This window comes from Streptomyces sp. AM 2-1-1 (assembly GCF_029167645.1).
Lineage (GTDB): Bacteria > Actinomycetota > Actinomycetes > Streptomycetales > Streptomycetaceae > Streptomyces.
Window position 1 is genome coordinate 6,006,794 of the sequence record NZ_CP119147.1, and the last position, 25,829, is coordinate 6,032,622.

General features: G+C 73.2%; 21 protein-coding genes. 15 read left to right on the forward strand and 6 right to left on the reverse strand.

All coding sequences use genetic code 11. From position 1 onward, the window contains the following. Nucleotides 1–204: 204 nt before the first annotated feature. The gene (locus tag PZB77_RS26185; protein ID WP_275495085.1) at nt 205–1,047 is read right to left on the reverse strand and encodes a siderophore-interacting protein; all 843 of its coding nucleotides are present in this window, start codon (nt 1,045–1,047) and stop codon (nt 205–207) included. Between the two features lie 283 nt (nt 1,048–1,330). Further along, entirely contained in the window at nt 1,331–2,248 is a 918-nt protein-coding gene (locus PZB77_RS26190) for a 5'-3' exonuclease (RefSeq protein WP_275496223.1), read from the reverse strand. Between the two features lie 254 nt (nt 2,249–2,502). Between PZB77_RS26190 and PZB77_RS26195 the strand changes: the two genes are divergently transcribed. From PZB77_RS26195 to PZB77_RS26205, 3 genes are all read left to right on the forward strand, one after another. Beyond that, the gene (locus PZB77_RS26195; RefSeq protein WP_275495086.1) at nt 2,503–3,660 is read left to right on the forward strand and encodes a glycine betaine/L-proline ABC transporter ATP-binding protein; all 1,158 of its coding nucleotides are present in this window, start codon (nt 2,503–2,505) and stop codon (nt 3,658–3,660) included. Beyond that, the gene (locus PZB77_RS26200) at nt 3,653–6,274 is read left to right on the forward strand and encodes an ABC transporter permease/substrate binding protein (protein ID WP_275495087.1); all 2,622 of its coding nucleotides are present in this window, start codon (nt 3,653–3,655) and stop codon (nt 6,272–6,274) included. Before PZB77_RS26195 ends, PZB77_RS26200 begins: the two co-directional genes overlap by 8 nt. Before the next feature lie 162 nt (nt 6,275–6,436). Then, complete coding sequence (locus PZB77_RS26205) at nt 6,437–6,991, forward strand: helix-turn-helix domain-containing protein (protein ID WP_275495088.1); 555 nt, start codon at nt 6,437–6,439, stop codon at nt 6,989–6,991. Between the two features lie 25 nt (nt 6,992–7,016). On the opposite strand, the gene PZB77_RS26210 is transcribed toward PZB77_RS26205, so the two are convergent. Next, on the reverse strand, nt 7,017–8,165 hold the full coding sequence (locus tag PZB77_RS26210; protein WP_275495089.1) for a TDT family transporter: 1,149 nt from the start codon (nt 8,163–8,165) through the stop codon (nt 7,017–7,019). A 70-nt stretch (nt 8,166–8,235) separates the two neighbouring features. On the opposite strand from PZB77_RS26210, the gene PZB77_RS26215 reads away from it, so the two are divergent. Further along, a complete protein-coding gene (locus tag PZB77_RS26215) occupies nt 8,236–9,171 on the forward strand; it encodes a LysR family transcriptional regulator (RefSeq protein ID WP_275495090.1) in 936 nt (311 codons plus the stop codon). Between the two features lie 78 nt (nt 9,172–9,249). Here PZB77_RS26215 and PZB77_RS26220 read toward each other — a convergent pair whose 3' ends face one another. Continuing rightward, nucleotides 9,250–10,452: an amino acid deaminase/aldolase gene (locus PZB77_RS26220; protein ID WP_275495091.1), complete on the reverse strand. Its 1,203-nt coding sequence runs from the start codon at nt 10,450–10,452 to the stop codon at nt 9,250–9,252. An 804-nt stretch (nt 10,453–11,256) separates the two neighbouring features. On the opposite strand from PZB77_RS26220, the gene PZB77_RS26225 reads away from it, so the two are divergent. Beyond that, nucleotides 11,257–12,159: a hypothetical protein gene (locus PZB77_RS26225; protein ID WP_275495092.1), complete on the forward strand. Its 903-nt coding sequence runs from the start codon at nt 11,257–11,259 to the stop codon at nt 12,157–12,159. Continuing rightward, nucleotides 12,156–13,394, forward strand: a complete 1,239-nt coding sequence (mycP, locus tag PZB77_RS26230; protein WP_275495093.1) for a type VII secretion-associated serine protease mycosin — start codon at nt 12,156–12,158, stop codon at nt 13,392–13,394. The genes PZB77_RS26225 and mycP overlap by 4 nt, the downstream gene beginning before the upstream one ends. A gap of 93 nt (nt 13,395–13,487) precedes the next feature. On the opposite strand, the gene PZB77_RS26235 is transcribed toward mycP, so the two are convergent. Beyond that, nucleotides 13,488–14,426: a serine hydrolase gene (locus tag PZB77_RS26235; RefSeq protein ID WP_275495094.1), complete on the reverse strand. Its 939-nt coding sequence runs from the start codon at nt 14,424–14,426 to the stop codon at nt 13,488–13,490. An 85-nt stretch (nt 14,427–14,511) separates the two neighbouring features. Between PZB77_RS26235 and PZB77_RS26240 the strand changes: the two genes are divergently transcribed. Next, nucleotides 14,512–15,240, forward strand: a complete 729-nt coding sequence (locus PZB77_RS26240; protein WP_275495095.1) for an SseB family protein — start codon at nt 14,512–14,514, stop codon at nt 15,238–15,240. 345 nt (nt 15,241–15,585) lie between these two features. Further along, on the forward strand, nt 15,586–16,902 hold the full coding sequence (locus PZB77_RS26245) for a PQQ-binding-like beta-propeller repeat protein (protein WP_275495096.1): 1,317 nt from the start codon (nt 15,586–15,588) through the stop codon (nt 16,900–16,902). 147 nt (nt 16,903–17,049) lie between these two features. Here PZB77_RS26245 and PZB77_RS26250 read toward each other — a convergent pair whose 3' ends face one another. Then, nucleotides 17,050–17,409: a DUF1844 domain-containing protein gene (locus tag PZB77_RS26250; protein ID WP_275495097.1), complete on the reverse strand. Its 360-nt coding sequence runs from the start codon at nt 17,407–17,409 to the stop codon at nt 17,050–17,052. Nucleotides 17,410–17,778: 369 nt separating this feature from the next. Here PZB77_RS26250 and infC point away from each other — a divergent pair, with 369 nt between their 5' ends. The 7 genes from infC (at nt 17,779) to pheT (ending at nt 25,488) form a co-directional block, all read left to right on the forward strand. Then, nucleotides 17,779–18,507: a translation initiation factor IF-3 gene (gene infC / locus PZB77_RS26255; protein ID WP_275495098.1), complete on the forward strand. Its 729-nt coding sequence runs from the start codon at nt 17,779–17,781 to the stop codon at nt 18,505–18,507. A 117-nt stretch (nt 18,508–18,624) separates the two neighbouring features. Continuing rightward, the gene (rpmI, locus tag PZB77_RS26260) at nt 18,625–18,819 is read left to right on the forward strand and encodes a 50S ribosomal protein L35 (RefSeq protein WP_275495099.1); all 195 of its coding nucleotides are present in this window, start codon (nt 18,625–18,627) and stop codon (nt 18,817–18,819) included. A gap of 113 nt (nt 18,820–18,932) precedes the next feature. After that, nucleotides 18,933–19,316: a 50S ribosomal protein L20 gene (gene rplT, locus PZB77_RS26265; protein ID WP_275495100.1), complete on the forward strand. Its 384-nt coding sequence runs from the start codon at nt 18,933–18,935 to the stop codon at nt 19,314–19,316. Between the two features lie 148 nt (nt 19,317–19,464). Next, complete coding sequence (locus tag PZB77_RS26270; protein WP_275495101.1) at nt 19,465–20,304, forward strand: RNA methyltransferase; 840 nt, start codon at nt 19,465–19,467, stop codon at nt 20,302–20,304. Between the two features lie 223 nt (nt 20,305–20,527). After that, on the forward strand, nt 20,528–21,634 hold the full coding sequence (locus PZB77_RS26275) for a PAS domain-containing sensor histidine kinase (RefSeq protein WP_275496224.1): 1,107 nt from the start codon (nt 20,528–20,530) through the stop codon (nt 21,632–21,634). 201 nt (nt 21,635–21,835) lie between these two features. Further along, nucleotides 21,836–22,975: a phenylalanine--tRNA ligase subunit alpha gene (gene pheS, locus PZB77_RS26280; protein WP_275495102.1), complete on the forward strand. Its 1,140-nt coding sequence runs from the start codon at nt 21,836–21,838 to the stop codon at nt 22,973–22,975. Continuing rightward, on the forward strand, nt 22,975–25,488 hold the full coding sequence (pheT, locus tag PZB77_RS26285) for a phenylalanine--tRNA ligase subunit beta (RefSeq protein WP_275495103.1): 2,514 nt from the start codon (nt 22,975–22,977) through the stop codon (nt 25,486–25,488). The genes pheS and pheT overlap by 1 nt, the downstream gene beginning before the upstream one ends. The last annotated feature ends 341 nt before the right edge of the window (nt 25,489–25,829 follow it).

Genomic DNA, 25,829 nt, shown 5'->3' on the forward strand with positions numbered 1-25,829 from the left:
AGCCGACGGCCGTACGGATGGGTACGGATCGAAAATCGTGGCGAAAACGCCTCCGCGGCCGGGCGGAGCCGGTGCGGGAAATTCTTCCACGGCCGCGGGCCCGGTCCGCGCGGCGCACGCGGCGGGCGGGCCGGACGCACCCGCGCGAAAGCCCCGGCGGCCCGTCCGGGGACGGCGGCCGGGGCCCCGCCGGGAGGGCCGTCGTCAGGAGGCGTCGGGCTCCTGCTCGCGCTCCACCTGTGCGTTCCACTCGCGCTTGACGGCGCGCCAGGCGTCGTCGTTCTGGCCGAGGCGCCAGTACCCCGAGATCGACAACCGGTCCAGCGGGATCTGGCGTTCGACGCGCAGGTACCGCCGGATCTCCTTGACGAATCCCGCCTCGCCGTGCACGAAGGCCTGCACCTCGCCCGCCGGGAACTCCAGCCCGAGCACGGCCGCGGTGACCAGCTCGCCGACCGGGCGCTCACCGCGGTGCAGCCAGGTGACCGAGATCCCCGCGGGGACGGTCAGCTCCTGCTCCTCGGTGGCGTCGGACACCTCGACGAAGACGTGGCCCCGGGCGCCTTCCGGCATCTGCTCCAGGGCGACGGCGATGGCGGGCAGTGCGCTCTCGTCGCCCACCAGCAGGTGCCAGTCCGCCTCCGCCCGCGGGGAGTAGTCGCCGCCCGGGCCGAGAATCGTCATCCGGTCCCCGGGGGCGGCCGCCGCGGCCCACGGGCCGGCCAGACCCTCGTCGCCGTGCACGACGAAGTCGATCGCCAGCTCCCGCGTGGCGGGGTCCCAGGCGCGCACGGTGTACGTACGCGTGGTCGGCCACAACTCGCGCGGGTAGGACTCGCGGATCGCCGCCATGTCGAAGGGGTGCGTGTAGTCGGCGCCCTCCGGCGCGAAGCAGAGCTTCACGTAGTGGTCGGCCAGGCCGTCGGTCGAGAAGGAGGCGAGGCCCTCGCCCCCCAGGACCACCCGCACCATGTGGGGGGTGATCTGTTCGGTGCGCACGACCTGCGCACCCTTGCCCTTGGGCGGTTGCCGCGTCGGACGCGCCACGTGGATCTCCCTGTGCTGGAACGTACGGAGACGTAAGGGACCGGAGGCCCGCAACCCGGAACGCGAGCCCGGCCGACCCGGAACTTAGGTCTGCCTAAGCTAGCACCGGCCGGCCCGTCCGGGCACCGGCGGTCCCGTCATCCATGCTTGCGCGGAACGTGCCGCGCGGGGCCTTGTCACCGGGTCCAGGGAACCACGCGTTCCTGTGGGAGCCGGGAGCGGGCTCCGCGCCCCGGGAGGAACCCGCCCCCTCCGGGAGCACGTAGCGCCGGGCCCGGGGACCTCAGGAGTGCAGCGCCGAGAGCAGCCGTTGCAACGCGCCGCGCAGGCCCCACCGCTCGGCCAGCTCCGCGAGGACCGCGGGATCGCGCGCCTCGCGGGGCAGCGTGGGGTCGAAGGCGGGCAGCGGCACGTCCACGGCGACCCGTACCACCTTCGGCGCGACCGCGACGTAGTCCCGGGCCTCGTCCAGCCGCTTGCGCTGCGAGGGGGTCAGCTTCGCCGCCGGGTCGTCCACCGCGGCCATGATGCCGGCGAGATCGCCGTAGGCGTCCAGCAGCTTCTTCGCCGTCTTCTCGCCGATGCCGGGGACGCCCGGGAGGCCGTCGCTGGGGTCCCCGCGCAGCAGGGCCAGATCGACGTAGCCCCGGCCGTCCACGCCGTACTTCTCGCGCAGCACCGCCTCGTCGGTCACCTGGAGCGTGCCGACGCCCTTGAGCGGATAGAGCACCCGCACCCGGCGCTCGTCGTCGACCAGCTGGTAGAGGTCCCGGTCGCCGGTGACGATGTCCACCGGCCCCCGCGCCAGGCCCGTCAGCGTGCCGATGACGTCGTCCGCCTCGTACGGCGCCACGCCCACCCGCGCGATCCCCACCGCGTCGAGCACCGCCTCGATCACCGGGACCTGGGGGGCGAGGGTGTCCGGGGTCTCCTCCTCGTCGGCCTGGCCGGCCTGGCCGGCCTGGGTCTCCGCGGCCACCCGGTGCGCCTTGTAGGTGGGGATCAGCTCGACCCGCCAGGCGGGCCGCCAGTCCGCGTCCATGCAGGCCACCAGGTCGTCCGGATGGTGGTCCTGGACCAGTCGGCCGATGAAGTCCAGCAGTCCGCGCACCGCGTTGACGGGGGTGCCGTCCGGCGCGCGCACCGAGTCCGGCACGCCGAAGTAGGCGCGGTAGTAGAGGGAGGCGGTGTCCAGGAGCATCAGGCGTCGCGTCACCCCCCGATCATGCCGCACGGCACCGACACCGGCCCGGGACGACCGCCCCGGAGGAAGCCGTACGACGTGACCCCGCTCACATCGGCGTTTGCTCGGGATAAGCCCGGGCACGCGTGGCACCGGAGCGGATCACGTCCAAATTTCAACTTGTGTACGTGCCAAGCGGACCGATTCCGTGCCGCTCCACGGTTCGTCCGCGGGGGAGGCGAAGCGTTCTCGGTTCTACCCGCGAGGTGTATGTGTCAAGGCTGCAGGCCGAGCATCTGTACAAGGTGTTCGGCAGACGACCCGATCAGGCCGTGGAAAAGCTCGGAAGCGGCGTGAGCCGCGACGAGCTGCGCGCCGACGGAACGACCGCAGCGGTGATCGACGCGTCGTTCACCGTGGAGCCGGGGCAGATCTTCGTCGTGATGGGTCTCTCGGGCTCCGGCAAGTCCACGCTTCTGCGCATGCTCAACGGACTGCTGGACCCCACAGCCGGAAGTGTGCTCTTCGACGGTCAGGACCTGACCTCCCTGACTCCCAGGGAACTGCGCCACGTCCGCTCGTCCCGGATCAGCATGGTCTTCCAGCACTTCGCGCTCTTCCCGCACCGCAATGTGCTGGAGAACGCCGCGTACGGCCTGGAAGTGCAGGGCGTGGCCAAGGGCGAGCGCGAGAAGCGCGCCGCCGAGGCGCTGGAACTGACCGGACTCGGCGGCTGGGAGAAGTCCTGGCCCGACGAGCTGTCCGGCGGCATGCAGCAACGCGTCGGACTGGCCCGCGCGCTCGCCACCGACGCGGACCTGCTCCTGATGGACGAGTCGTTCAGCGCGCTGGACCCGCTGATCCGCCGCGACATGCAGGACCAGCTCCTGGAGCTCCAGAAGCGCCTGAAGAAGACCATCGTCTTCATCACCCACGACCTCAACGAGGCCATGCGTCTGGGCGACACCATCGCGGTGATGCGCAACGGCGAGATCGTCCAGCTCGGTTCCGCCGAGGACATCCTCGTCACCCCGGCCGACGACTACGTCGCCTCCTTCACCCAGGACGTCGACCGCGCCCGCGTGCTGACCGCCGGCGCGATCATGGCCGAGCCGCACACCGTGATGGGCTCGAAGACCGAGGACGGCACCGAACTGCGCACCCCGCAGGACGTGTTGGCGGCGGCCCCCGCGGCGGTCGCCGCGGCCACGCCGGTCATCGAGCTCTTCGCCCCCTGCGCGACGAGCGCCAACCCGGTCGCGGTGACCGACGAACGGGGCAAGCTGGTCGGGGTCGTCCCCCGCGAGCGTCTCCTCGCCGTACTGGGCGAACCGATGAAGCCCGCCGTGCCGATGCCCGCCGCCGCGGGGACCCGCGACGCCGGGCCCGTGACCGGCCCCTCCGCCGCGAAGAAGGTGGCCCGTGTCTAGGCTCCCTCTCGGCGACTGGGTCAACTCCGCGGTCGACTGGCTGCAGACCCACCTCGCCTGGCTCTTCGACGCCATCAGCTCCGTCGTCGGCGGCATGTTCGACGGCATCGCGGCCGTCCTCTCCGGACCCGCGCCGCTGCTCTTTGCGGGCATCGTCGCCGTCGTCGCCTGGTGGCTGCGCGGACTGCCCGCCGCCCTCCTCACGTTCGTCGGCTTCTCCCTCATCGACTCCGTCGCGCTGTGGGACGAGGCGATGGACACCCTCACCCTGGTGCTCGTCGCCACCATCGTCACGCTGGTCCTGGCGGTCCCCCTCGGCATCTGGGCCTCCCGGTCCAAGGCCGTCAGCGCGGTGACCCGGCCGGTCCTCGACTTCATGCAGACCATGCCCGCCATGGTCTACCTGATCCCCGGTGTGATCTTCTTCGGCGTCGGAGTCGTCCCCGGCATCATCGCCACCATCATCTTCGCGCTGCCCCCGGGCGTCCGGATGACCGAGCTCGGCATCCGCCAGGTCGACGGTGAACTCGTCGAAGCGGCGGAGGCGTTCGGCACCACCTCCCGCAACACCCTGCTGCGCGTACAGCTCCCGCTCGCGCTGCCCACGATCATGGCGGGCATCAACCAGGTCATCATGCTCGGCCTGTCCATGGTGGTCATCGCCGGCATGGTCGGCGGCGGCGGTCTCGGCGGCTCCGTCTACCGCGCCATCGGCAACGTCGACGTGGGCCTCGGTTTCGAGGCGGGCATCTCCATCGTCATCCTCGCCATGTACCTGGACCGGATGACGGGCGCGCTGGGGCGCGAGGTCTCCCCGCTCGGCCGCCGGGCGCTCGCCAGGGCCCGCGCCTCGGCCGGCGGACCGAAGCTCTGGAACTACCGCCCGCAGGGCGTCGTCGCGCTCACCGGCGTGGTGATCCTCGCACTGGTCGCGGGCGGCATGGGCGTCTTCGGCGGCACCACGTCCTCCACCGCCGCGGGCACCTCGTCCGTCGGTGCGGGCAAGAAGATCAGCATGGGGTACATCCCCTGGGACGAGGGCATCGCCTCGACGTACCTGTGGAAGGAACTGCTGGAGCGCCAGGGCTTCGACGTCGACGTCAAGCAGTACGAGGCCGGCGCGCTCTACACCGGCATGGCCGGAGGCCAGATCGACTTCGAGACCGACTCCTGGCTCCCCGTCACCCACGCCAGCTACTGGAAGAAGTACCAGGACCGCCTGGAGGACCTCGGCTCCTGGTACGGCCCCACCTCGCTGGAACTGGCCGTCCCCGCTTACGTGAAGGACGTCCGGACGCTCGACGACCTCAAGGGCAAGGGGTCCGCCTTCCGGAACCGGATCGTCGGCATCGAGCCGAGCGCCGGTGAGTCGGCGCTCCTGAAGGAGAAGATCCTGCCGGGCTACGGCCTGGACGGCGAGTACAAGGTCGTCGACGGTTCCACGCCCTCGATGCTGGCCGAGCTGAAGCGCGCGTACGCCAAGAAGGAACCGATCGTCGTCCCGCTCTGGTCGCCGCACTGGGCCTACGACGGCTACGACCTGACCAAGCTGAAGGACACCAAGAACCTCTGGGGCAAGGGCGACGGCATCCACACCCTCTCCCGCAAGGGATTCGCCGCCGACAACCCCGAGGCCGCGTCCTGGCTGAAGAACTTCACGATGTCCGAGAAGCAGCTCACGAGCCTGGAGGCCGAGATACAGAGGGCCGGCGCGGGCAAGGAGCAGGACGCCGTCCGCACCTGGCTGAAGGCCCACCCGGACGCGGCCACCACGTGGACCCCCACCCCGAAGCGCTCCGCCGCGGCCGACGGCAAGGACGAGCGCGACCGCGCCCTGAACGTCGCCTGGTTCCCCTGGGAGGAGGACATCGCCGCCACCTACCTGTGGAAGGCGGTCCTGGAGGAGCGCGGCTACTCCATCAACCTCAAGCAGTTCGAGGTCGGTCCGATGTACGCCGCGATGTCGCGCGGCCAGCTCGACGTCCAGTTCGACGGCTGGCTGCCGTACACGCAGGCGAACTACTGGAAGAAGTACAAAAACGATCTGACGGACATCGGCTCCTGGTACGGCCCCACCTCCATCGAGGTCGCGGTGCCCTCCTACGTCAAGGACGTCCACACCCTCGCCGACCTCAAGGGCAAGTCCTCGCGGTTCCAGGGGCGCATCGTCGGCATCGAGCCCGGTACCGCCACCATGGAGAACCTGAAGAACGACGTCCTGCCGGCGTACGGGCTGGACAAGGAGTACGAGGTCGTGGACTCCTCCACCCCCGGCATGCTCGCCGAGCTGAAGCGGGCGTACGCCAAGAAGGAGCCGATCGCGGTCGTGCTCTGGACCCCGCACTGGGCGTACGACCGGTACGACCTCACCAAGCTGGCGGACCCGAAGAAGGGCTTCGGCGACCGTGACCGGCTGCACACGGTCGCGAGCAAGGAGTTTCCCTCGACGTACCCGCGGCTCGCGAAGTGGTTCGAGGACTTCGAGCTGACCGAGGACCAGCTCGCCGGACTGGAGAACGGCATCGCGAAGGCCGGCACCGGTCACGAGGAGGAAGCCGTGAAGACCTGGATGGGCGCCCATCCGGGAATCGTGGACGCGATGGCGCCGCAGTAGCGCGCCGGGACTCGACGTCCGCGCAGGTCAGGGGTGGTCACCGCCGGAAGGCGGGGGCCACCCCCTCGGCGTTGGGCGCTGCTCTCCCGCACGGGGGAATCACCCAACCACATGCGTAAGGTGCTGGCAGCCGGGAGGATGGCCAGGCGGGAGGGAACGGACATGGGCGAGAAGGACGAGAAGGAAGCACTGCGGGTGGGCGCCGCGGTGCGCCGGCGCCGAAGAACCCTGGGGCTCACGCTGGCCGTCGTGGCCGCGCGCAGCGGCCTCTCGGTGCCCTTCCTCAGTCAGATCGAGAACGAGAGGGCCCGGCCCAGCGCGCAGTCGCTCACCCGGGTCGCCCTGGCGCTGGAGACCACCACCGCCAAGCTGCGCGAGGCCGCCGACTCGGCACGCGCCGTGGACGTGGTGCGCGGCGACGACGAGGACGGCACGCGCCGGCTGGTGCGCGGACGCCACCAGCTCAGCGCCCTGGAGTTCACCGGGGAGCCGGACCTCGGCCGCGAGTTCCAGCACCGCAACGACGAGCTCATGTACGTCGTCGAGGGCGCCGTGGAGGTGGAGGCGGAGGGCCAGGCGTACCGGCTGGGCCGCGCCGACACGCTCTTCCTCTCCGGCGGGGTCCGCCACCGCTGGCGGGCCACCCTCCCCGGCACCCGACTCCTGGTCGTCGCGGTGGCCGAGCACATCGACGCCACCTACGACCCCCGCCGCTGAGCGACTCCGCGGCCCGGCCCCGCGCTCAGACCGTCACGACGGCAGAGGGACGGACCGGCGCCGCGAGCAGCGAGCCGCCGAGCAGCCCCCGTACGGTACGCGCCGCGGCCAGCGCCCACGCGGCCACCAGGCAGACGAAGAGGGCTTCGGCGAGCCACCCGAAGGCGTGCAGTCCGGTGTGCCGGGCGAGACCGGCCGCCCCGGTGACGCAGGTGCCGATCGGGAAGGTGAAGCCCCACCACGTCATCGCGAACCCCATTCCGGCCCGCAGGGCGCGCACGGTCAGGGCGGCGGAGAGGGCCAGCCAGAGCAGCGCGAAGCCCGTGGCCGGCACCCCGTAGAGCACCGCCAGGGCGCCGAGCCCGCTCGCGTACGGATCGCCGACCGCACCCGGAGCCACGTCGGCCAGCTGGTTCACCGCGGTCGTCGACTGGCCGAGCGGCCCCAGCACGAGGAAGAGCGTCGGCGTCAGCGCGAGGGGCAGCGGCCCGTGGTGCAGCAGCCGCGCGACGACCAGCGGCAGCACGGCCAGGACGGCCAGCAGCGACATCCCGAACATCGCGTAGCAGCCCATCAGCAGCGCCTCACGGCCCTGTCCCGCCGGGAGTTCCCGGATCAGCGGCGGGCCGAGCGCGGCGGACACCATGGGCGGGACCAGCGGCAGCAGCCACGCGGGGGCGGCGCTGCCGGGTTCGAGCCGGTGGCGCACCACCATGAGGTACGGGACGGCCACCGCGACGGCGAGCCCCAGCACGGTGCCCGCCGAGTACAGCACCGCGTCCACCACCAGCGCGGCCCGCCCACCCACCACCGGCGCCCCGGCCGCGTACGTGGCCCCGCCGACCGCGAGCAGCGCCATCGGCGGGCAGCCCAGGAACGGCGCGACCGCCGGGTCCAGCAGATGGGCGCGGGCCTGCCCCCGGTGATGGCGCCAGTGCCCGGCCCGCGCGATGAGGACCGCCACCAGCAGGAGGGCCGAGAGCGCCCAGACGGCGGTGCACGCACCCCGCAGACCGGGCACCCGGTGCGGCAGCGCCGCACCCGCGCTCGCGACGATCGCGGTGCCCATCACCACCGCGTACCAGTTCGGGCCGAAATGGCGCAGCGAGGGCAGCCGCGGCGCGTCGGGAAGCGTGGTCGGTGGCCGGACCAGGGTCCGCTCGTCTAGGGCCATTCCACGAGTCTCGGCCGCCCTCACGCCTCCCACCAGGGAGTTCGTGTCTATGGGGTCATAAGCTGGCCTTATGCCGCACGTTCCCGACGACCCCGCCCCCGTCCCCCTCTCCCACCGTGTCCCCGACCTCGGGGCGCTCGAACTGCTGCTCTCCGTCGCCCGCCACGGCAGTCTCGGCCGTGCCGCCAAAGAGCTCGGCATCAGCCAGCCCGCCGCCTCCGGCCGGGTCCGCACCATGGAGCGGCAGCTCGGGGTCGCGCTGCTGGACCGCTCCCCGCGCGGTTCCACCCTGACCGACGCGGGCGCCCTCGTCACCGACTGGGCCCGCCGGATCGTGGAGGCGGCCGAGGCCTTCGACGCGGGCGCCCAGGCGCTGCGCGACCGCCGGGACTCCCGGCTGCGGGTCGCGGCCAGCATGACGATCGCCGAGTACCTCCTGCCCGGCTGGCTGATCGCACTGCGCGCCGAACGCCCCGGCACCGCGGTCTCGCTGCTCGCCGGGAACTCCGAGCAGGTCGCCCGACGGCTCCTCCTCGGCGAGGCCGACCTCGGATTCGTGGAGGGTCTCACCACCCCCGACGGGCTCGACGGCACGGTCGTCGCGCACGACCGCCTGGTGGTCGTCGTCGCCCCCGTCCACCCCTGGGCCCGCCGCCGCACCCCGCTGACGCCGAGAGAACTGGCGGCGACCCCGCTGATCCTCCGGGAGCGGGGTTCCGGCACCCGCCAGGTCCTGCACGCGGCCCTCGCCGCGCACGGCGGTCTGGCCGAGCCGCTGCTGGAGCTCTCCTCCACGACCGCCGTGAAGGGCGCTGCGGAGAGTGGCGCCGGACCCTGCGTCCTGAGCGAACTCGCCCTCGGCGAGGAACTCTCCGCCCGCCGGCTCGTCCCCGTGCACCTCGCCGGCGTGCGGCTGCGGCGTCAGCTGCGGGCGGTCTGGCCCACCGGCCACCGCCCGGCCGGACCCGCCCGCGACCTGCTCACCCTGACGGCGGGCGGGATCTGACCGGTCACCTGTCCGAGGGCAGTTCCTCTCCGGGACGGCCCTCGGCCCGCCGGTGCGCCGTCCCGGAGCGACGGGTCCTCAGAGGAACGTCCGGCCCTCGCCCCGGTAGGTCGGTACGGTGGCCGTGATCCGATCGCCCTCGATCAGCTGCAACGCGTCGAAACGCTCGCAGAGTTCGCCCGCCTTCGCGTGCCGGAACCACACCTTGTCGCCGATCAGCAGATCGTCGGCGGCCGACCCCAGCAACGGCGTCTGGACCTCGCCGGGCCCCTCCTGCGGGTCGTAGCGCAGCCCTTCGGGGAGGTACGGCACGGGGAGCCGGTCCGGACCCGCCGCGCCGGACGCCGGATAACCGCCGCCGAGCACCGTCACCACGCCCACCCCGGGCCTGCGGACGACGGGCTGCGCGAAGAGCGCCGCCGGACGGCCGGTGAACGAGGTGTAGTTGTCGAAGAGCCGGGGGAGGTACAGTCCCGATCCCGCCGCGATCTCCGTCACCGCGGACTCGGCCGCCGTGTGCTGCACGCTCCCCGTGCCACCGCCGTTGACGAACTCCAGGTCGGGCGCGACCGTCCGGACCGCGCGGACCACCTCGGCGCGGCGCACCACCAGCTCCCGACGGGCCGTCGCCTGCATCAGCCGGACGGCCCGGGACCGCAGCGGACGGCCGGCGACCGCGTCGCCGACCCCCGCGATGTGCCCCTCGTACGCCATCAGGCCCACCAGGCGGAAGCCGGGCCGGCGCGCCACCGACCGGGCGAGGTCGGCGAGTTGGGCGGGGGAGCGCAACGGCGAGCGGAGCGCGCCCACCCGGACCCGGCCGCCCAGCAGACGCAGCGAGGTGTCCAGCTCCAGGGCCACCCGGATCACCTCGGCGCCGCCCGCCCGGGAAGCGTCGATCAGCTCCAGCTGCGCCGGGTCGTCCACCATCACCGTCACCGACGCGGCGAGCTTCGGGTCGGCGGCCAGCTCGGCGAAGGCCGCCCGGTCGGCGGACGGGTAGGCGAGCAGCACGTCGTCGAAGCCCGCCCGGGCCAGCCAGAGCGATTCCGCCATCGTGAAGGACATGATCCCGGCGAAGCCGGGCCGGGCGAGCACCCGCTCCAGCAGGGCCCGGCAGCGGACGGACTTGCTCGCCACCCTGATCGGCTTCCCGGCGGCGCGGGCGACGAGATCGTCCGCGTTGGCGTCGAAGGCTTCCAGGTCGACCACCGCGAGCGGTGCGTCGAGATGGGCGGTGGCCCGGTCGTAACGGGCCCGGTCGGTGGCGCGCACAGTCATGGCCGCAGCTTGCCAGAGAGGTGTACTCATCGGTAAGGCCTTACGGGCAATCACCGGTTCCGCGTTGCCGCCCCCGACGGCCGCCACGACGGTGCGACCTGCCGGCAAAGCGACGGGCACGGACGCCCCGCGCGGACGCCCGAACGGTGCGGACCTGTTCCCCGCGGCCCGCCCGCAGCCCGTAGAGTGACGGCACGCGGCGACCAACGGGCTTGCCCGGGTGCGTGTTCCGCGAGCGGTACGCGAGGTGAACCAGGGGGACGGATGAGTACCGAGGCGCAGCGCGCTCCCGTGCCGCCCCGCCCACCGGTCCCGCCCGGCGTACCCGCTCCGTCCGCCTCCTCCGTGCCGCCCGCGTCCGCCGCGCCTCCCGGCGCACCCGCGCCTCCCGTGCCCCCCGCGCCGACCGCTCCGCCGGCCCCGCCCGCCCCGCAGGGCCCCGTCCCCCCGGTGCCCGCGCAGGCCCCCGCGCCCCCTGCCGCCGGGCAGATTCCGTCCGGGACCACCCGGCGCCTGCGCCCGCCGCCCGCCACGGCGCCGCCCGCCGCCGTGCCCGGCGCTGTACCGCCGCCTGCCGCGGGGCCGTCCGCAGCCGTGCCGCCCGCCGCCGTACCGCCGTCCGCCGTACCGCCCGCACCCGTGCCGCCGTACGTCCCCGCGCCGACCCCGGCCGAGACGACCACCCGGCTGCGGCCCGTTCCGGCCGGCCCTCCGCCGCCCGCCGCCCGGCCCTCCGCCGTTCGGCCCCCCGCGGCCCCTCCCGCCGGTCCGCCTCCCGGGGGCCGGCGCAGGCCCGTCGGATCGGTGGACCTCACCCCGCCCCCCGGCGCCCCGCCGGCCTCGTACGGCGTGCGGCACCCGAGCACGTACCCCGTACCGCCGCGCTACGGCTTCCCCGAGACGCCGATGGAGAGGACCACCCGGCTGCGGCCGATCGGACCGGAACCCCGGCACCGGGCCAGGACCGCCGCCGCAGCCGCCTGCGTGGTGCTCGGGCTCGGCCTCATCGGCGGCGCCGCGGCGGGAGCCTGGCTCACCGACGACGCCTCCGCCTCCTCCGGCGCCGACACCTCCTGGTCCACGGCCCGGAGCGCCTGGCACAGCCTCCCCGTCGACACGCTCTTCCCCCGTACCCTCCAGGGCCGGGGGGCCGGACCGGGCGCCGCGGACCGGGTGTGGACCCGGCTCGGGGTCGCCGCCGACAGCGACTGCGCGGAGGCGCTCGACCCGCTGCTGGTGCGCGCGCTGGGACCGGTCGGCTGCGAACGCGTCGTCCGTGCCACCTACACCGACGCGACCCGCAGCACCGTCACCACCGTCGGCATGGTCTTCACCGAGGCGGACGCCGCCGCGATGCGGGCGCTCGGCACCCGGTTCACCGACCAGAAGCTCGGCGAGCGCAAGGACCTGATGCCCCGTACGTACCCCGTGCCCGGGACGGTCGCCGAGCGCTTCGGCGCCGCGCAGCGCGGCAGTTGGACGACGCACGTCGTCACCGGGGCGCCCGTCCTCGTCTACGCGGTCTCCGGATTCGCGGACGGCCGCGCCGTCACCGATCCGCAGCCCGCCGCCCTGGCCATGGCCAGGGGCGCCACCACCGCCGTCGCCCAGGCCGGTCTGGGCAACGATGCCGAGGGCGTGGCGGACCGGGTGGAACGCGCCCTGCGCACGAGAGTTGCCGACGGGACGGAGAAGAAGCCGCGATGAACCCCCGTGTCCCCGCGGCCTCCGTGTCCGGGTCCGGCCGCCGTCCGCACGCGGACCGCTCCCGTACCGCACGGGCCCTCACCGCCGCGTGTGCCGCCGGTCTGCTCGCGCTGCTGCCCGCCACCCCCGCGCGGGCCGACGCCATCCGGGACCAGCAGTGGGCACTCGCCGCCCTCCACACCGACCAGGCCTGGCGGACCACCAAGGGCGGGGGCATCACCGTCGCGGTGCTCGACACAGGGGTCGACGACAGCCACCCCGACCTCGCGGGCCGGGTGCTCCCCGGCAAGGACCTCGTCGGCTTCGGGGCGCGTCCCGGCGACAAGGCCTGGGCGCTGCACGGCACCGCCATGGCGGGCATCATCGCCGGCCGCGGCAACGGTCCCGGCCAGAGCGACGGCGTCCTCGGGATCGCCCCCGAGGCGAAGATCCTGCCGGTCCGGGTGATCCTGGAATCCACCGACGCCTCCCGTGCGAAGGCCCGCACGTCCCGGGGCACCGCCCTCGCCGACGGCATCCGCTGGGCCGCCGACCACGGCGCCGACGTCATCAACCTCTCGCTGGGCGACGACAGCAAGTCCGCCCATGCGGACGCCTCCGAGGACAACGCCATCCAGTACGCCCTCGCCAAGGGGGTCTCCGTCGTCGCCTCGGCGGGAAACAGCGGGGAGAAGGGCGACAGCGCCTCCTACCCGGCGGCCTACCCCGGCGTCATCGCCGTCGCCGCCGTGGACAAGTACGGCACCCACGCCTCCTTCTCCACCCGGCGCTGGTACGCCACCGTCAGCGCGCCCGGCGTCGACATCGTCGTCGCCAACCCCGACCGGCACTACTACATCGAGTGGGGCACCTCGGCCGCCGCGGCCTTCGTCTCCGGGGCCGTCGCCCTGGTCCGCGCCGCCCACCCCGGGCTCACCCCGGCCCAGATCAAGACCCTGCTCGCCGAGACGGCCCGTGACGCGCCGGCCGGGGGCCGGGACGACACCCGCGGGTACGGCATCGTCGATCCGGCGGCTGCCATCGAGGGCGCCGGGGCCGCCGCCCTCGCGGACAGCAAGGCCGCCCCGGCCGGGTACGGCAAGAAGTACTTCGGTGCCGGCCCCGACCCCGGGACCGGCGACGGTGGGGCGGATGCCTGGGCCGCCCCGGCCGCAGGGGTGGCCGGCGTCCTCTTCCTGGCGACGGCCGTCGTGCTCTGGCGCGGCAGGAGGCGCCCGGGCCGCACGTCCGGCTGACCCGCCGCCGTGCCGCGGGCGGCCCGGGCACCGCGGCGGCCCCCGCCGGGCGGGTCGGCGGCGGCCACCGCGTACGGTCGGCCCGCCGTAGGGTCAGGCCGCCGCGACGGCATCCACCGCCGCCTTCGCCACCGCCTCGACCAGGGCGACGCCCTCCTGCTGGGTGGCGTGCCCGTCACTGAGCACGGCCACCAGATACGTCCTGCCGCCCGACACGACCCGCCCCACGCTGTTGATGTCCCACAATCCGGTGGTGGTCCGGGGCATCCAGCCGTTCTTCAGCAGCGTGCCGTCGCCGTCACCCGCGGCGGAGACCCCCCACCGCTGGTCGGCCTCCACCTGCCCCATCAACTCCTGGACGTAGCTCCGCGAGTCCGCCGACAGTGCGGCGCCACGGCCCCCGCCTTCGGCGAAGACCGCCTCCAGCAGCCGCAGTCGATCGGCGGCCGTGGTCTGCGTCAGCCCCCAGGCGTGCGAGGCGGTGGTGCCGGTCAGCCCCAGCCGCTCGTTCGCCGCGTCGAGCGCACCCGCGCCGCCGACCACCTGGAGCAACCGGGTCGCCGAGGCGTTGTCGCTGTTCTCGATCATGGCGGCGGCCGAGGCGCGTTCGGCGGCGGTCAACTCCCGGCCCTCGTCCTGCGCGGTCAGCAGCAGGGCCGCCAGGATGTCCACCTTCACGACGCTGGCCGTGTCGAAGGTCTGCCCGGCGGCGCTCTCGTACGCCCCGCCCGCCCCGCTCTCCTGGTCGAGGACGGCGACGGAGAGCCGCGCCCGACCCGCCACCGGCCGCACGGCCGCCGCCACCAGCGCGTCGTACTCCACTTCCCGCTCCTCATCCGTCGCCGCGGAGGCCCTACCGTCCCCGGCGACCGCGGCCTGCGACGAGGCCGAAGCCACCGAGGCGACGGGGGAGGCCGCACCGTCCGCCGAACGGTTCGCCACGTACGCCCCACCGGCGGCCGTGCCGGCCAGCACGACCATCGCGGCCACCGAAGCGGACATCACCGACCTGCGCATTCTCCGACGGGGCATGGCCGCAGGCTAGGAACCGCGTCTGAGAAACGTATGTGGCGAACCTGTCGTCCGGGTGAGAAACCGGACCCACTACGCTCGTCCCGTGGAGCTCAAGAACATCCCGGACCCCGGTTTCTCCGACGACGACGGCACCGCCGACCCCGCACTGACGGCGGCGCTCACCGCCTGGTCGCGGGACCGGGCCGCCGTCGGGCCGGTCCTCGCCGCCCTCCGGGACGCCCGGCTCCTGGTGCCCGTGGTCGCCGTCCTCGGCGAGGTGGAAGAGGACGAGAACGGGCTGCGCCGCGAGAAGACCAGCGACATGGCCGTTCCCACCCTCCGGGCGGGGAACCGGTGCGCGCTGCCCGCCTTCACCTCCACCGCCTCCCTCGCGCTCTGGGACCCGGAGGCCCGCCCCGTCGCCGTACCCCTGCACCAGGCGCTCCAGGCCGCCGCCCACGAGAAGGCGGACACGGTCGTCCTGGACCTCGCCGGCCCCGTCGCCTTCGAACTCTCCGGTGCGGCCCTGCGCGCCCTCGCCGAAGGACGGGTCGGCGCCGACCCGCTGGACGATCCCGCCGTCGTGACGGCCGTGCGCGACGTCGTCGCGGCCGAGCCCGCCGTGCTCCGCGCCCACCTGGGCCCGGGGAGCGCCGACGGCACCCTCGCGCTGGTCCTCGCCCCGGACGCCGTCCCCGCCGAGGCGGCCCGGCGGGTGGCCTCGGCGCTGTCCGCCAGCGACGTGCTGCGCGCCCGGCTGGTACGCGGCCTCGACCTCGCCCTGCTGCCGGCCGGCGCGCATGCCCCCGGCGAGGCGCTCTTCACCCGCTGACCGCCGGCCCCCGAGCGCCGACCGCGCCCGCGTACCGGCGGGGGTCCTGCGGGCACCTCGTGGCCGAGGCGTACGCCTTCGCCACCTGAACGGCTCCGCGCGTGTCCGTCGCTCCTCCCCGGAACACGGCGAAGCGCTGCCCCCGCACCGCCCCTCCGTCGGGATGCCGCTCGTCGGCGGATCACGCCACGCGCGGACGAACTGCCCCCGGGTGACCACCTGTGTGGGGCGCGTGAGGCGTGTGGGAACCTGCGGAGGCACGGTGTGACGCTCTGTCAGGGGGATTTCTTGCACACGAACAATCCGACGCCGGACGGTGGGAGGCCTCGCAGGCTGCTCCGCAGAATGGGCCTTCTCGCGATACCCGTGGGCATCGTCGCGGTCGTCGCCACCCTCGTGGTGGCGCTCGTGGACTCGGAGGGCTACTGGCCGGGCGGCGCGATGGTCCGCGCCTGGGAGGCCCCGCGCGATCCGAACGCCGCGGACCACGGCAACGGCGGGTGGCTGGTGGACGACACCGTGATCCGCACCCGCTTCGACGCGGTGACCGGCTTCGGTGCGGCCGACGGCAAGGAGCGGTGGGAGTACGTGGTGCCGGGACGGGCCGAGATATGCGCGGTCAGCACCACGACCGCCGACGGGATCGGCCTGATCGCCTACGGCGAGGACGGGGACCTGGAGAAGGGCGGGGGCTGCGCCACCGCCGCCGCGATCGACCTCAGGACGGGGGACGAGCTGTGGCACACCCCGGTCGCCCCGGAGTCGGGAACCCTCCAGGAGCAGCCGGACCTGGTCGCGGTGGGCGGTGGACTGGCCGTCCTGCGCGACGACGACCCGTACTGGAGCTACGACGACGACGTGTACAACGATCCGGGGGAGCGACTGGCCGGCGCGGAGGCGCTGCGCGCCGTCGACGCCCGCACCGGGGCGGCACGGTGGAAGGCGGCGATGCCCGAGGGCTGCCTCCCGTACCGCGTCTCGGCGTCCACGGCGCAGGTCCTCGCCGTACTCGCCTGCGAACGGACGGACTTGAAGCTTGCCGCCTTCGATCCGGCCGACGGCGCCCTGCGCTGGCAGGCGCCGCTCGACGCGCGGCGCAGCGTCGCCACCGACGCCGAGGTGTCCGTCCTGTCCGCGGAGCCGCCGGTCGTGCAGGTGACGGAGAGGGCGGACCGCGGGGTGCACGCCTTCCTCGCCTTCACGGCGGACGGCGACCCGCGGGGACGGATCGAGTTCGACGGAGCCTACGGGCAGATACCCGCGGACCAGGCGCGCGCGAAGGTCGCGGTGAGCGACGGCAGACTCTTCGCGGTCGCCGCCTACCCGTACAAGAGCTACACCTACGACCAGCTGGTCGCCTTCGACCTGGAGACCGGCGACGAGGCGTGGCGTGCGAGGCCGGGACGACGCGACTTCTCCGGGCTCTATGCGGGCGGCGGCCGGATCACCGCCGTCTCCGACCCCAACGAGAAGGGCACCTCCGACGACGACCTCCACGTCTTCGACGCGAAGAGCGGCGACGAGAAGGACGACCGGTCGTTCCGTGAGGACGTCGACGACGACAGCAACGCCCTCGCCGACGTGTACATGTACGGGGACCTGCTGATCCTGGCGCGCTGGGGCGACGCGGTGCGTCCGCTGTCCGCGTACGAGACGTGGTGAGCCGGCGAGGATGACGCGGCGGCGGACGCATCGCGCGGTCCGCACCCCCGCCAAGCGCGGAGCCCGCCGTCCCCGGGGAGGGGAGGCGGGCTCCGTGGTGTCCGTGGTGTCAGTGGTGTCTCCGGGCTCCGGGCTCCGGGGGACGTCTCAGCCGTAGACGGGACCGGTGTACTTCTCGCCCGGGCCGGCGCCCGGCTCGTCCGGGACGAAGGATGCCTCGCGGAAAGCGAGCTGGAGCGACTTCAGACCGTCGCGCAGGGGAGAGGCGTGGAAGGTGGAGATCTCGGTCGTGCTGGCGTCCAGCAGGCCGGCGAGGGCGTGCACGAGCTTGCGGGCCTCGTCGAGGTCCTTGTGCTCCTCGCCCTCCTCGGTCAGGCCGAGCTTCACGGCGGCCGCGCTCATCAGGTTGACCGCGACGGTCACGATCACCTCGACCGCGGGGACCTCCGCGATGTCGCGGGCCATCTCGTCGAAGCCGGGGTTCTCGGTGCTGGGGGCGTCACTCATGCCCCACACGATACGGCCGCTCCCGGCCGCCTCCGCGCGCGGGAGGCGGAGGCGACGGCGCCGCGGGACGTCGGGGAGCACGGGGATTAGCGTCACCGTCCGGTGGCTGCTAACCTTGTGTAACGACCGGCCGGACACCTATGTGCTCGGCCCACAAGTGGAGGCTCCGATCTCCCACCCGGCCACCCTCAGGGCGGCGGGTCACCGGTCAGACGGCCACCATCGTTCCGTACGGACGATGGAGCCGTCCGATGCGCCCCGCGGATGTCACGCGGCGGTGTTCCGGTATTTCCAGGAGCCCCGCCTGTGTCCCGTCCGGGGCATTTTTCGTTTCCCGGGGCGGTTGGTCTTTTCGAAAACAGACGTTACGTGGCTGTCCGCCAGACGGTCGCGTGGTGCTACCTAGGAGGATCCATCAGCGCCGAGCCCCGCATCAACGACAGGATTCGCGTTCCCGAGGTGCGACTTGTCGGACCCAGCGGCGAGCAGGTCGGGATTGTTCCGCTTGCCAAGGCCCTGGAGCTCGCACAGGAGTACGACCTCGACCTGGTCGAGGTGGCGGCGACCGCCCGCCCGCCCGTGTGCAAGCTCATGGACTACGGGAAGTTCAAGTACGAGTCGGCCATGAAGGCCCGTGAGGCGCGCAAGAACCAGGCGCACACGGTCATCAAGGAGATGAAGCTCCGGCCGAAGATCGACCCGCACGACTACGACACCAAAAAGGGTCACGTCGTCCGGTTCCTGAAGCAGGGCGACAAGGTCAAGATCACGATCATGTTCCGTGGTCGTGAGCAGTCCCGCCCGGAGCTCGGCTTCCGCCTGCTCCAGCGCCTCGCTTCGGACGTCGAGGAACTCGGCTTCATCGAGTCCAGCCCCAAGCAGGACGGCCGGAACATGATCATGGTTCTGGGCCCGCACAAGAAGAAGACCGAAGCCATGGCGGAGGCCCGCGAGGCGCAGGCCGCCCGCAAGGCCGAGCGTCAGGGAACCGCCCAGGACGACGTCGAGGACGAGTCCGCGGACGGCTCCGGGACGCAGGCCGAGGCACCCGCCGAGGCCCCTGCCGAGGCTTCGGCCGAGACACCTTCCGAGGCGTGATCTCGGGGCCGCCACCCAGGCGGCCCCCGGTCCTCCCGGAATCCACAGAGATCTGACGCCCCTGTTGCCGCGGTGCCCCACCGTGAGGGGCGCCACTGACGAGGAGATAACGGCGCGATGCCGAAGAACAAGACGCACAGCGGTACCAGCAAGCGCTTCAAGATCACCGGCTCCGGCAAGGTGCTCCGTGAGAAGGCCGGCAAGCGCCACCTCCTCGAGCACAAGTCGTCCAAGAAGACCCGCTCGCTGACCGGCACGGTCGTCGTGGCTCCGGCCGACGCCAAGAAGGTCAAGAAGCTTCTCGGCAAGTGAGGTCAGGCCCCCGGTGACTCCGGGAGGCCGACCTCGATCACACCGGGACCAATTCGTTTCCGGGCTGGACGCGCCGAAGTCGTGAACACCAGCCCCGCTGCAAGGAGTTAAAAGTGGCACGCGTCAAGCGGGCAGTAAACGCCCACAAGAAGCGCCGGGCGATCCTCGAGGCTGCCAGCGGTTACCGCGGTCAGCGTTCGCGCCTGTACCGCAAGGCCAAGGAGCAGGTCACCCACTCCCTGGTCTACAACTACAACGACCGCAAGAAGCGCAAGGGCGACTTCCGTCAGCTCTGGATCCAGCGCATCAACGCGGCTGCCCGCCAGAACGGCATGACGTACAACCGCCTCATCCAGGGTCTGAAGGCCGCCAACATCGAGGTGGACCGCAAGATCCTGGCCGAGCTCGCGGTCAACGATGCCAACGCGTTCGCCGCCCTCATCGAGGTCGCGAAGAAGGCCCTTCCGGCCGACGTGAACGCCCCCAAGGCCGCCTGACCCAGGCGTCCTCGAAGGTTCTTGACCCGGACCCGCAGGCGCCTGCCGCCTGCGGGTCCGGTGCGTCACACGTCCTCTCGCGGCGCGTGACCCTGATCCGCCGGACACGTCCGAGTCCCGCCGCACGCAGAGAGGCCCGCCGCCGACCATGGGCATCCCCGAACTGATCTCCCCGCGTTCGCCCCGCGTCGCCGCCGCCCGGAGGCTGGCCAAGCGGAACTTCCGCGTCAAGGAGCGCCGGTTCATCGCCGAGGGACCGCAGGCCGTGCGCGAGGCCGCCGTACACCGGGGCGCCGACGGCGAACCCACGCTGATCGAGCTGTTCGCCACGGTGGAAGCCGCGGACCGCTACACGGAGATCATCGACGCCGCCCACGCGGCCGGTGCCCGGGTCCACCTCGCCGACGCGGACGTGCTCGCCGACGTCTCCCAGACCGTCACCCCGCAGGGCCTGATCGGTGTCTGCCGCTTCCTGGACTCGCCGTTCGAGGAGATCCTCGCCGCGAAGCCCCGCCTGGTGGCCGTCCTCGCCCACGTGCGCGACCCCGGCAACGCCGGCACGGTGCTGCGCTGCGCCGACGCGGCGGGCGCGGACGCGGTGATCCTCACCGACGCCTCGGTCGACCTGTACAACCCCAAGTCGGTGCGCGCGTCGGTCGGTTCGCACTTCCACCTGCCGGTCGCGGTCGGGGTCCCGGTCGAACGCGCGGTCCAAGGGCTGCGGGACACCGGTGCGCGGGTGCTGGCCGCGGACGGGGCGGGCACCGCCGACCTCGACGACGAACTCGACGCCGGCACCATGGGCGGCCCCACCGCCTGGGTCTTCGGCAACGAGGCCTGGGGCCTCCCCGAGGAGACCCGCGCCCTTGCCGACGCGGTGGTCCGGGTGCCCATCCACGGCAAGGCGGAGAGCCTCAACCTCGCCACCGCGGCCGCCGTCTGCCTCTACGCCTCCGCCCGCGCGCAGCGCCCCCGTACGGCCTCCTGAACCCCGTGGCGCGCCGGAATCATGCCCGTACGGTCCGGTACGAGCACGATCCTCCACCGTGCGACCGCACGCACCGGACGCCGCCCGGCCCGGCCTCCGGCCGAACGAGGGCGCTTCGACGACACGGCCTAGTAGGGTGACGGACTCGGGGGCCCACTGCACCGGTTCGAGAGGTGGGGTACGGGATATGGCTGTCGGCATGAGCGGGTCGCGTCGGACGCACATGGTGCCCGTACGCCCCGGGGCGTACGGGGACGGATCCGCCGGCGCGGACGTCCTCACCGGCGTCGAGCCCGACGACCTGCCGGACGGACTGGTCGTCGCCGACCGGACCGGGCACGTCGTCTGCTTCAACGCCGCCGCCGTCCGCATCACCTCCGTGGCGAGGGAGACCGCCCTCGGCAGCCCGCTGGAGCACGCGCTGCCGCTCGAAGACCTCAAGGGACGCCGCTGGTGGGCCCTGACCGACCCCTACGGCGGTCTCTCCACCCGTGTCGGGCAGCCCGAGCGCAACCTCCTGCTCCCCGGCGGCCGCGAGGTCCTCGTCTCCGCGCGCTACGTCCGCGAGTACCCCACCGGACCCGTCTTGCGGGTGGTCGTCTCGCTGCGTTCGACCGAGGCCCGCCGCCGCACCGAGCGCGGCCACTCCGACCTCATCGCCACCGTCGCCCACGAACTGCGCTCCCCGCTGACCTCCGTCAAGGGGTTCACCGCCACACTGCTCGCCAAGTGGGAACGTTTCTCCGACGACCAGAAGCGGCTCATGCTGGAGACGGTCGACGCCGACGCCGGCCGCATCACCCGGCTCATCGCCGAACTGCTCGACATCTCCCGGATCGACTCCGGCCGGCTGGAGCTGCGCCGCCAGCCCGTCGACATCGCGGCCGCCGTCGCCCGCCACGTACAGGCACTCGTCGCCAGCGGCCAGGCGCCCGACCGCTTCCTCGTCCGCGCCGTCCACCCGCTGCCCGACTGCTGGGCCGACCCCGACAAGGTCGACCAGGTCCTCGGCAACCTGCTGGAAAACGCGGTGCGCCACGGCGAGGGAACTGTCACGATCGACATCGCGCCCGCCACGGCGGACAACGACGAGACAGGAACGGCGGTCACCGTGAGCGACGAAGGGCCCGGCATCCCCGAGGAGTCGATGGCCCGCGTCTTCACCCGCTTCTGGCGCGGCAGCAAGCGCGGCGGCACCGGTCTCGGCCTCTACATCGTCAAGGGCATCGTCGCCGCCCACGGCGGCACCATCGCCGTCGACCGGGCCCCCGGCGGGGGCGCGGAGTTTCGATTTATCCTGCCCGTGAGCACCCCCGCGTACCTGAGATAACCAGGAGCGCGCGGAGGGACCGGGCGCCTTCGCACCGTGCGGTGGAGGGCCCCGAGCAGCCCACGGGCTTCGCAGCACCCCCGCGGCCTTTAGACTCGACCTTTGGCACCTTTGCGTCCTCCTGCCGTCGAGCAGGGCCACGGGGGTCCGGGGGTGTCCCCCGATACGCGCAGTATCAGCCAATCGGAAGCACGGGAAGAGATGTCGGCACCGAACAAGTCGTACGACCCAGTCGAGGTCGAGGCACTGAAACCGGAAGAGATCGAGCGCATGCGGGACGAGGCGTTCGCCGCCTTCGCCGCCGCGGGCGACCTCGACGCGCTCGCCCAGGCGAAGACCGCGCACACCGGGGGCACCTCACCTCTCTCGCTCGCCAACCGCGAGATCGGAGCCCTGCCGCCGCAGGCCAAGGCAGAGGCGGGCAAGCGCGTGGGCCAGGCCCGGGGCGCCGTCTCCAAGGCCCTGGCCGCGCGCCAGACGGAGCTGGAGGCCGAGCGGGACGCCCGGGTGCTCGTCGAGGAGGCCGTGGACGTCACGCTGCCCTACGACCGCACCCCGGCCGGCGCCCGCCACCCCCTGACGACCTTCATGGAGCGCGTCGCGGACGTCTTCGTGGCCATGGGCTACGAGATCGCGGAGGGCCCCGAGGTCGAGGCGGAGTGGTTCAACTTCGACGCCCTCAACTTCGTGCCCGACCACCCGGCCCGCCAGATGCAGGACACCTTCTTCGTCCGCGGCACGACGGCCGACGGCCGTCCCACCGAGGGCGACGAGTCCGGCGTCGTGCTGCGTACGCACACCTCGCCCGTCCAGGCGCGGTCGCTGCTCAGCCGGAAGCCCCCCGTCTACGTGGTCTGCCCCGGCCGGGTCTACCGCACGGACGAGCTCGACGCGACGCACACCCCGGTCTTCCACCAGATCGAACTGCTCGCCGTCGACGAGGGCCTCACCATGGCCGACCTCAAGGGCACCCTGGACCACATGGTGCGGGCGCTGTTCGGGGCGGACATGAAGACCCGGCTGCGGCCGAACTACTTCCCGTTCACCGAGCCGTCCGCCGAGATGGACATGGTCTGCTTCGTCTGCCGCGGCGAGTCCGTCGGCAACCCCGACCGCCCCTGCCGCACCTGCGGCAGCGAGGGCTGGATCGAGCTGGGCGGCTGCGGCATGGTCAACCCCAAGGTGCTCGTCGCCTGCGGTGTCGACCCCGAGAAGTACAGCGGATTCGCCTTCGGGTTCGGCATCGAACGGATGCTGATGTTCCGCCACAACGTCGAAGACATGCGAGACCTGGTCGAGGGTGACATCCGGTTCACCCGACCGTTCGGGATGGAGATCTGATGCGCGTCCCGCTTTCCTGGCTGCGGGAATACGTCGACCTGCCGGCTTCCGAGACCGGCCGTGACGTACAGGCCAAGCTCGTCGACGCCGGATTCGAGGTCGAGGCGGTCGAACGGACCGGCGCCGGCCTCACCGGCCCGCTGGTCGTCGGACAGGTGCTGACCATCGAGGAGCTGGAGGGCTTCAAGAAGCCCATCCGCTTCTGCACCGTCGACGTCGGCACCGCCAACGGCACCGGCGCGCCGCAGGAGATCGTCTGCGGCGCCCGCAACTTCTCCGTCGGCGACAAGGTCGTCGTGGTCCTCCCCGGCGCCGTCCTGCCCGGCGACTTCGCGATCGCCGCGCGCAAGACGTACGGCAAGACCTCGCACGGCATGATCTGCTCCACCGACGAACTCGGCATGGGCGACGACGGCACGCACGGCATCATCGTCCTCCCCCCGGAGGCCGAGCCCGGCGCCGACGCGATCGAGCTGCTCCAGCTCGTCGACGAGGTCCTGGACATCGCCGTCACCCCGGACCGCGGGTACGCCCTGTCGCTGCGCGGCATCGCCCGCGAGACCGCCACCGCGTACGGGCTGCCGCTGCGCGACCCCGCGCTGCTCGACGTGCCCGCGCCGAACGCGTACGGCTACCCGGTCCGGATCGCCGACCCCTTCGGCTGCCCGCGCTTCACCGCCCGCACGGTGACCGGCCTCGACCCCGAGGCCCGCTCACCGCTGTGGGTGACGCGCCGGCTGCAGAAGGCCGGGATGCGCGCGGTCTCGCTCGCCGTCGACATCACCAACTACGTGATGCTGGAGCTCGGCCAGCCGCTGCACGCCTACGACCGCACCCGCGTCGAAGGCCCCATCGGTGTCCGCCGCGCCACGCAGGGCGAGAAGATCACCACCCTCGACGGTGTCGTCCGCGTCCTGGACGCCGAGGACCTCGTCATCACCGACGACCGGGGGCCCATCGGTCTCGCCGGCGTCATGGGCGGCGCCCACACGGAGATCGCCGACGACGGGGGCGAGACCGCCGCCACCACCGAGGTCGTCATCGAGGCCGCGCACTTCGACGCGCTCTCGATCGCCCGCACCTCGCGCCGGCACAAGCTGTCCTCCGAGGCGTCCCGGCGCTTCGAGCGCGGCGTGGACCCGCAGGCCGCCGCTGCCGCCGCGCAGCGCACCGTCGACCTGCTGGTCCTGCTCGCGGGCGGCACCGCGGAGGCGGGCGTCACCGAGATCAGCGCCCCGTCCGCGCCCCGCACCATCGCGATGGCCGCCGACCACCCCAGCCGGGTGGCCGGTGTCGACTACGGCCGCGAGATCGTCGTGCGCCGCCTCCAGGAGGTCGGCTGCGACGTCTACGGGCAGGACGAGCTCCTGGTCACGGCGCCGTCCTGGCGCCCCGACCTGAGCGAGCCGAACGACCTCGCCGAAGAGGTCATCCGGCTGGAGGGGTACGCGAACCTCCCGTCCACCCTGCCGACCCCGCCCTCCGGCCGCGGCCTCACCGACCGCCAGCGGCTGAGCCGCCGCATCGGCCGGGCGCTGGCCGGCGCCGGCTACGTCGAGGCGCTCAGCTACCCGTTCACCGGCGACGCCGTCCTCGACCGGCTCGGCCTGGAGACGGACGACCCCCGACGCTCCACGGTCCTCCTCGCCAACCCGCTCTCCGACGAGGAGCCGGCGCTGCGCACCACGCTGCTGCCGGGCCTCCTCGGCGCACTGCGGCGCAACGACGGCCGGGGCTCGCACGACCTCGCGCTCTTCGAGACCGGGCTGGTCTTCCGGCCGACCGGTCACGAGACGCGGGCCGTCCGCCTCCCGGTGGACCGGCGCCCCTCGGAGGACGAGATCGCCGGACTCGACGCCTCGCTGCCGCGCCAGCCGCGCCACGCCGCCGTCGTCCTCGCGGGCGCCCGCGAGCAGGCCGGCTGGTGGGGCAAGGGCCGTCCCGCCGGATGGGCGGACTCGGTGGAGGCCGCGCGCACGGTCGCCCGTGAGGCGAACGTCGAGCTGACGGTCCGCGCCGACCGGCACGCCCCCTGGCACCCGGGCCGTTGCGCCGCGCTGTACGTCACCGTGAACGGCGAGGAGACCCTCCTCGGGCACGCGGGCGAGCTGCACCCGCGCGTCATCAAGGAGCTCCACCTCCCCGAGCGCACCAGCGCGATGGAGATCGAGCTCGACGTGCTGGAACGGGCTGTCGACGGACGGGTCAGGGCCCCCCGGATCTCCACCTTCCCGGTGGCGACCCAGGACGTCGCGCTCATCGTCGCCGACGGCGTGCCGGCCTCGGAGATCGAGGCCGCGCTCCGCGAGGGCGCCGGTGAACTCCTCGAATCGCTGCGGCTCTTCGACGTGTTCACCGGTGACCAGGTCGGTGAGGGCCGCAAGTCGCTGGCGTACGCGCTGCGCTTCCGTGCGCCGGACCGCACGCTGACGGTCGACGAGGCGTCGGCCGCCCGTGACACCGCGGTGGCGCTCGCCGCCGAGCGGACCGGCGCGGTGCTGCGCGGGGCGTGATCCCCGGCGCGGCGGGGCCCGCGGTCCCGTAGCACGGTGAGGAGGGGCGTATCCGTCGTGCGGATACGCCCCTCCCGCGTCTCGCCGTCCGCGGGGGACCGCAACCGGGCCCGGAGGCGGGACCGGAAGCGTTTCGGCCCCGGCCTCCGTCCCGGGTCCACCCTCCTGTTCGTTCGGGCAGTGGGACCGTGCGGTCCCGCGCCACCCGCCCTGCCGAGGTGTGTCGGGCGGGCCGGCAGGGCGGGCGGTGCGGACGGGGGCCGTCGGGGCTGTACGAGGGGGAGCCGCGACGACCCGGCCGCTTGCGGCGAGACGCCCAGTCAACCGAGGCGCGTCCCGGT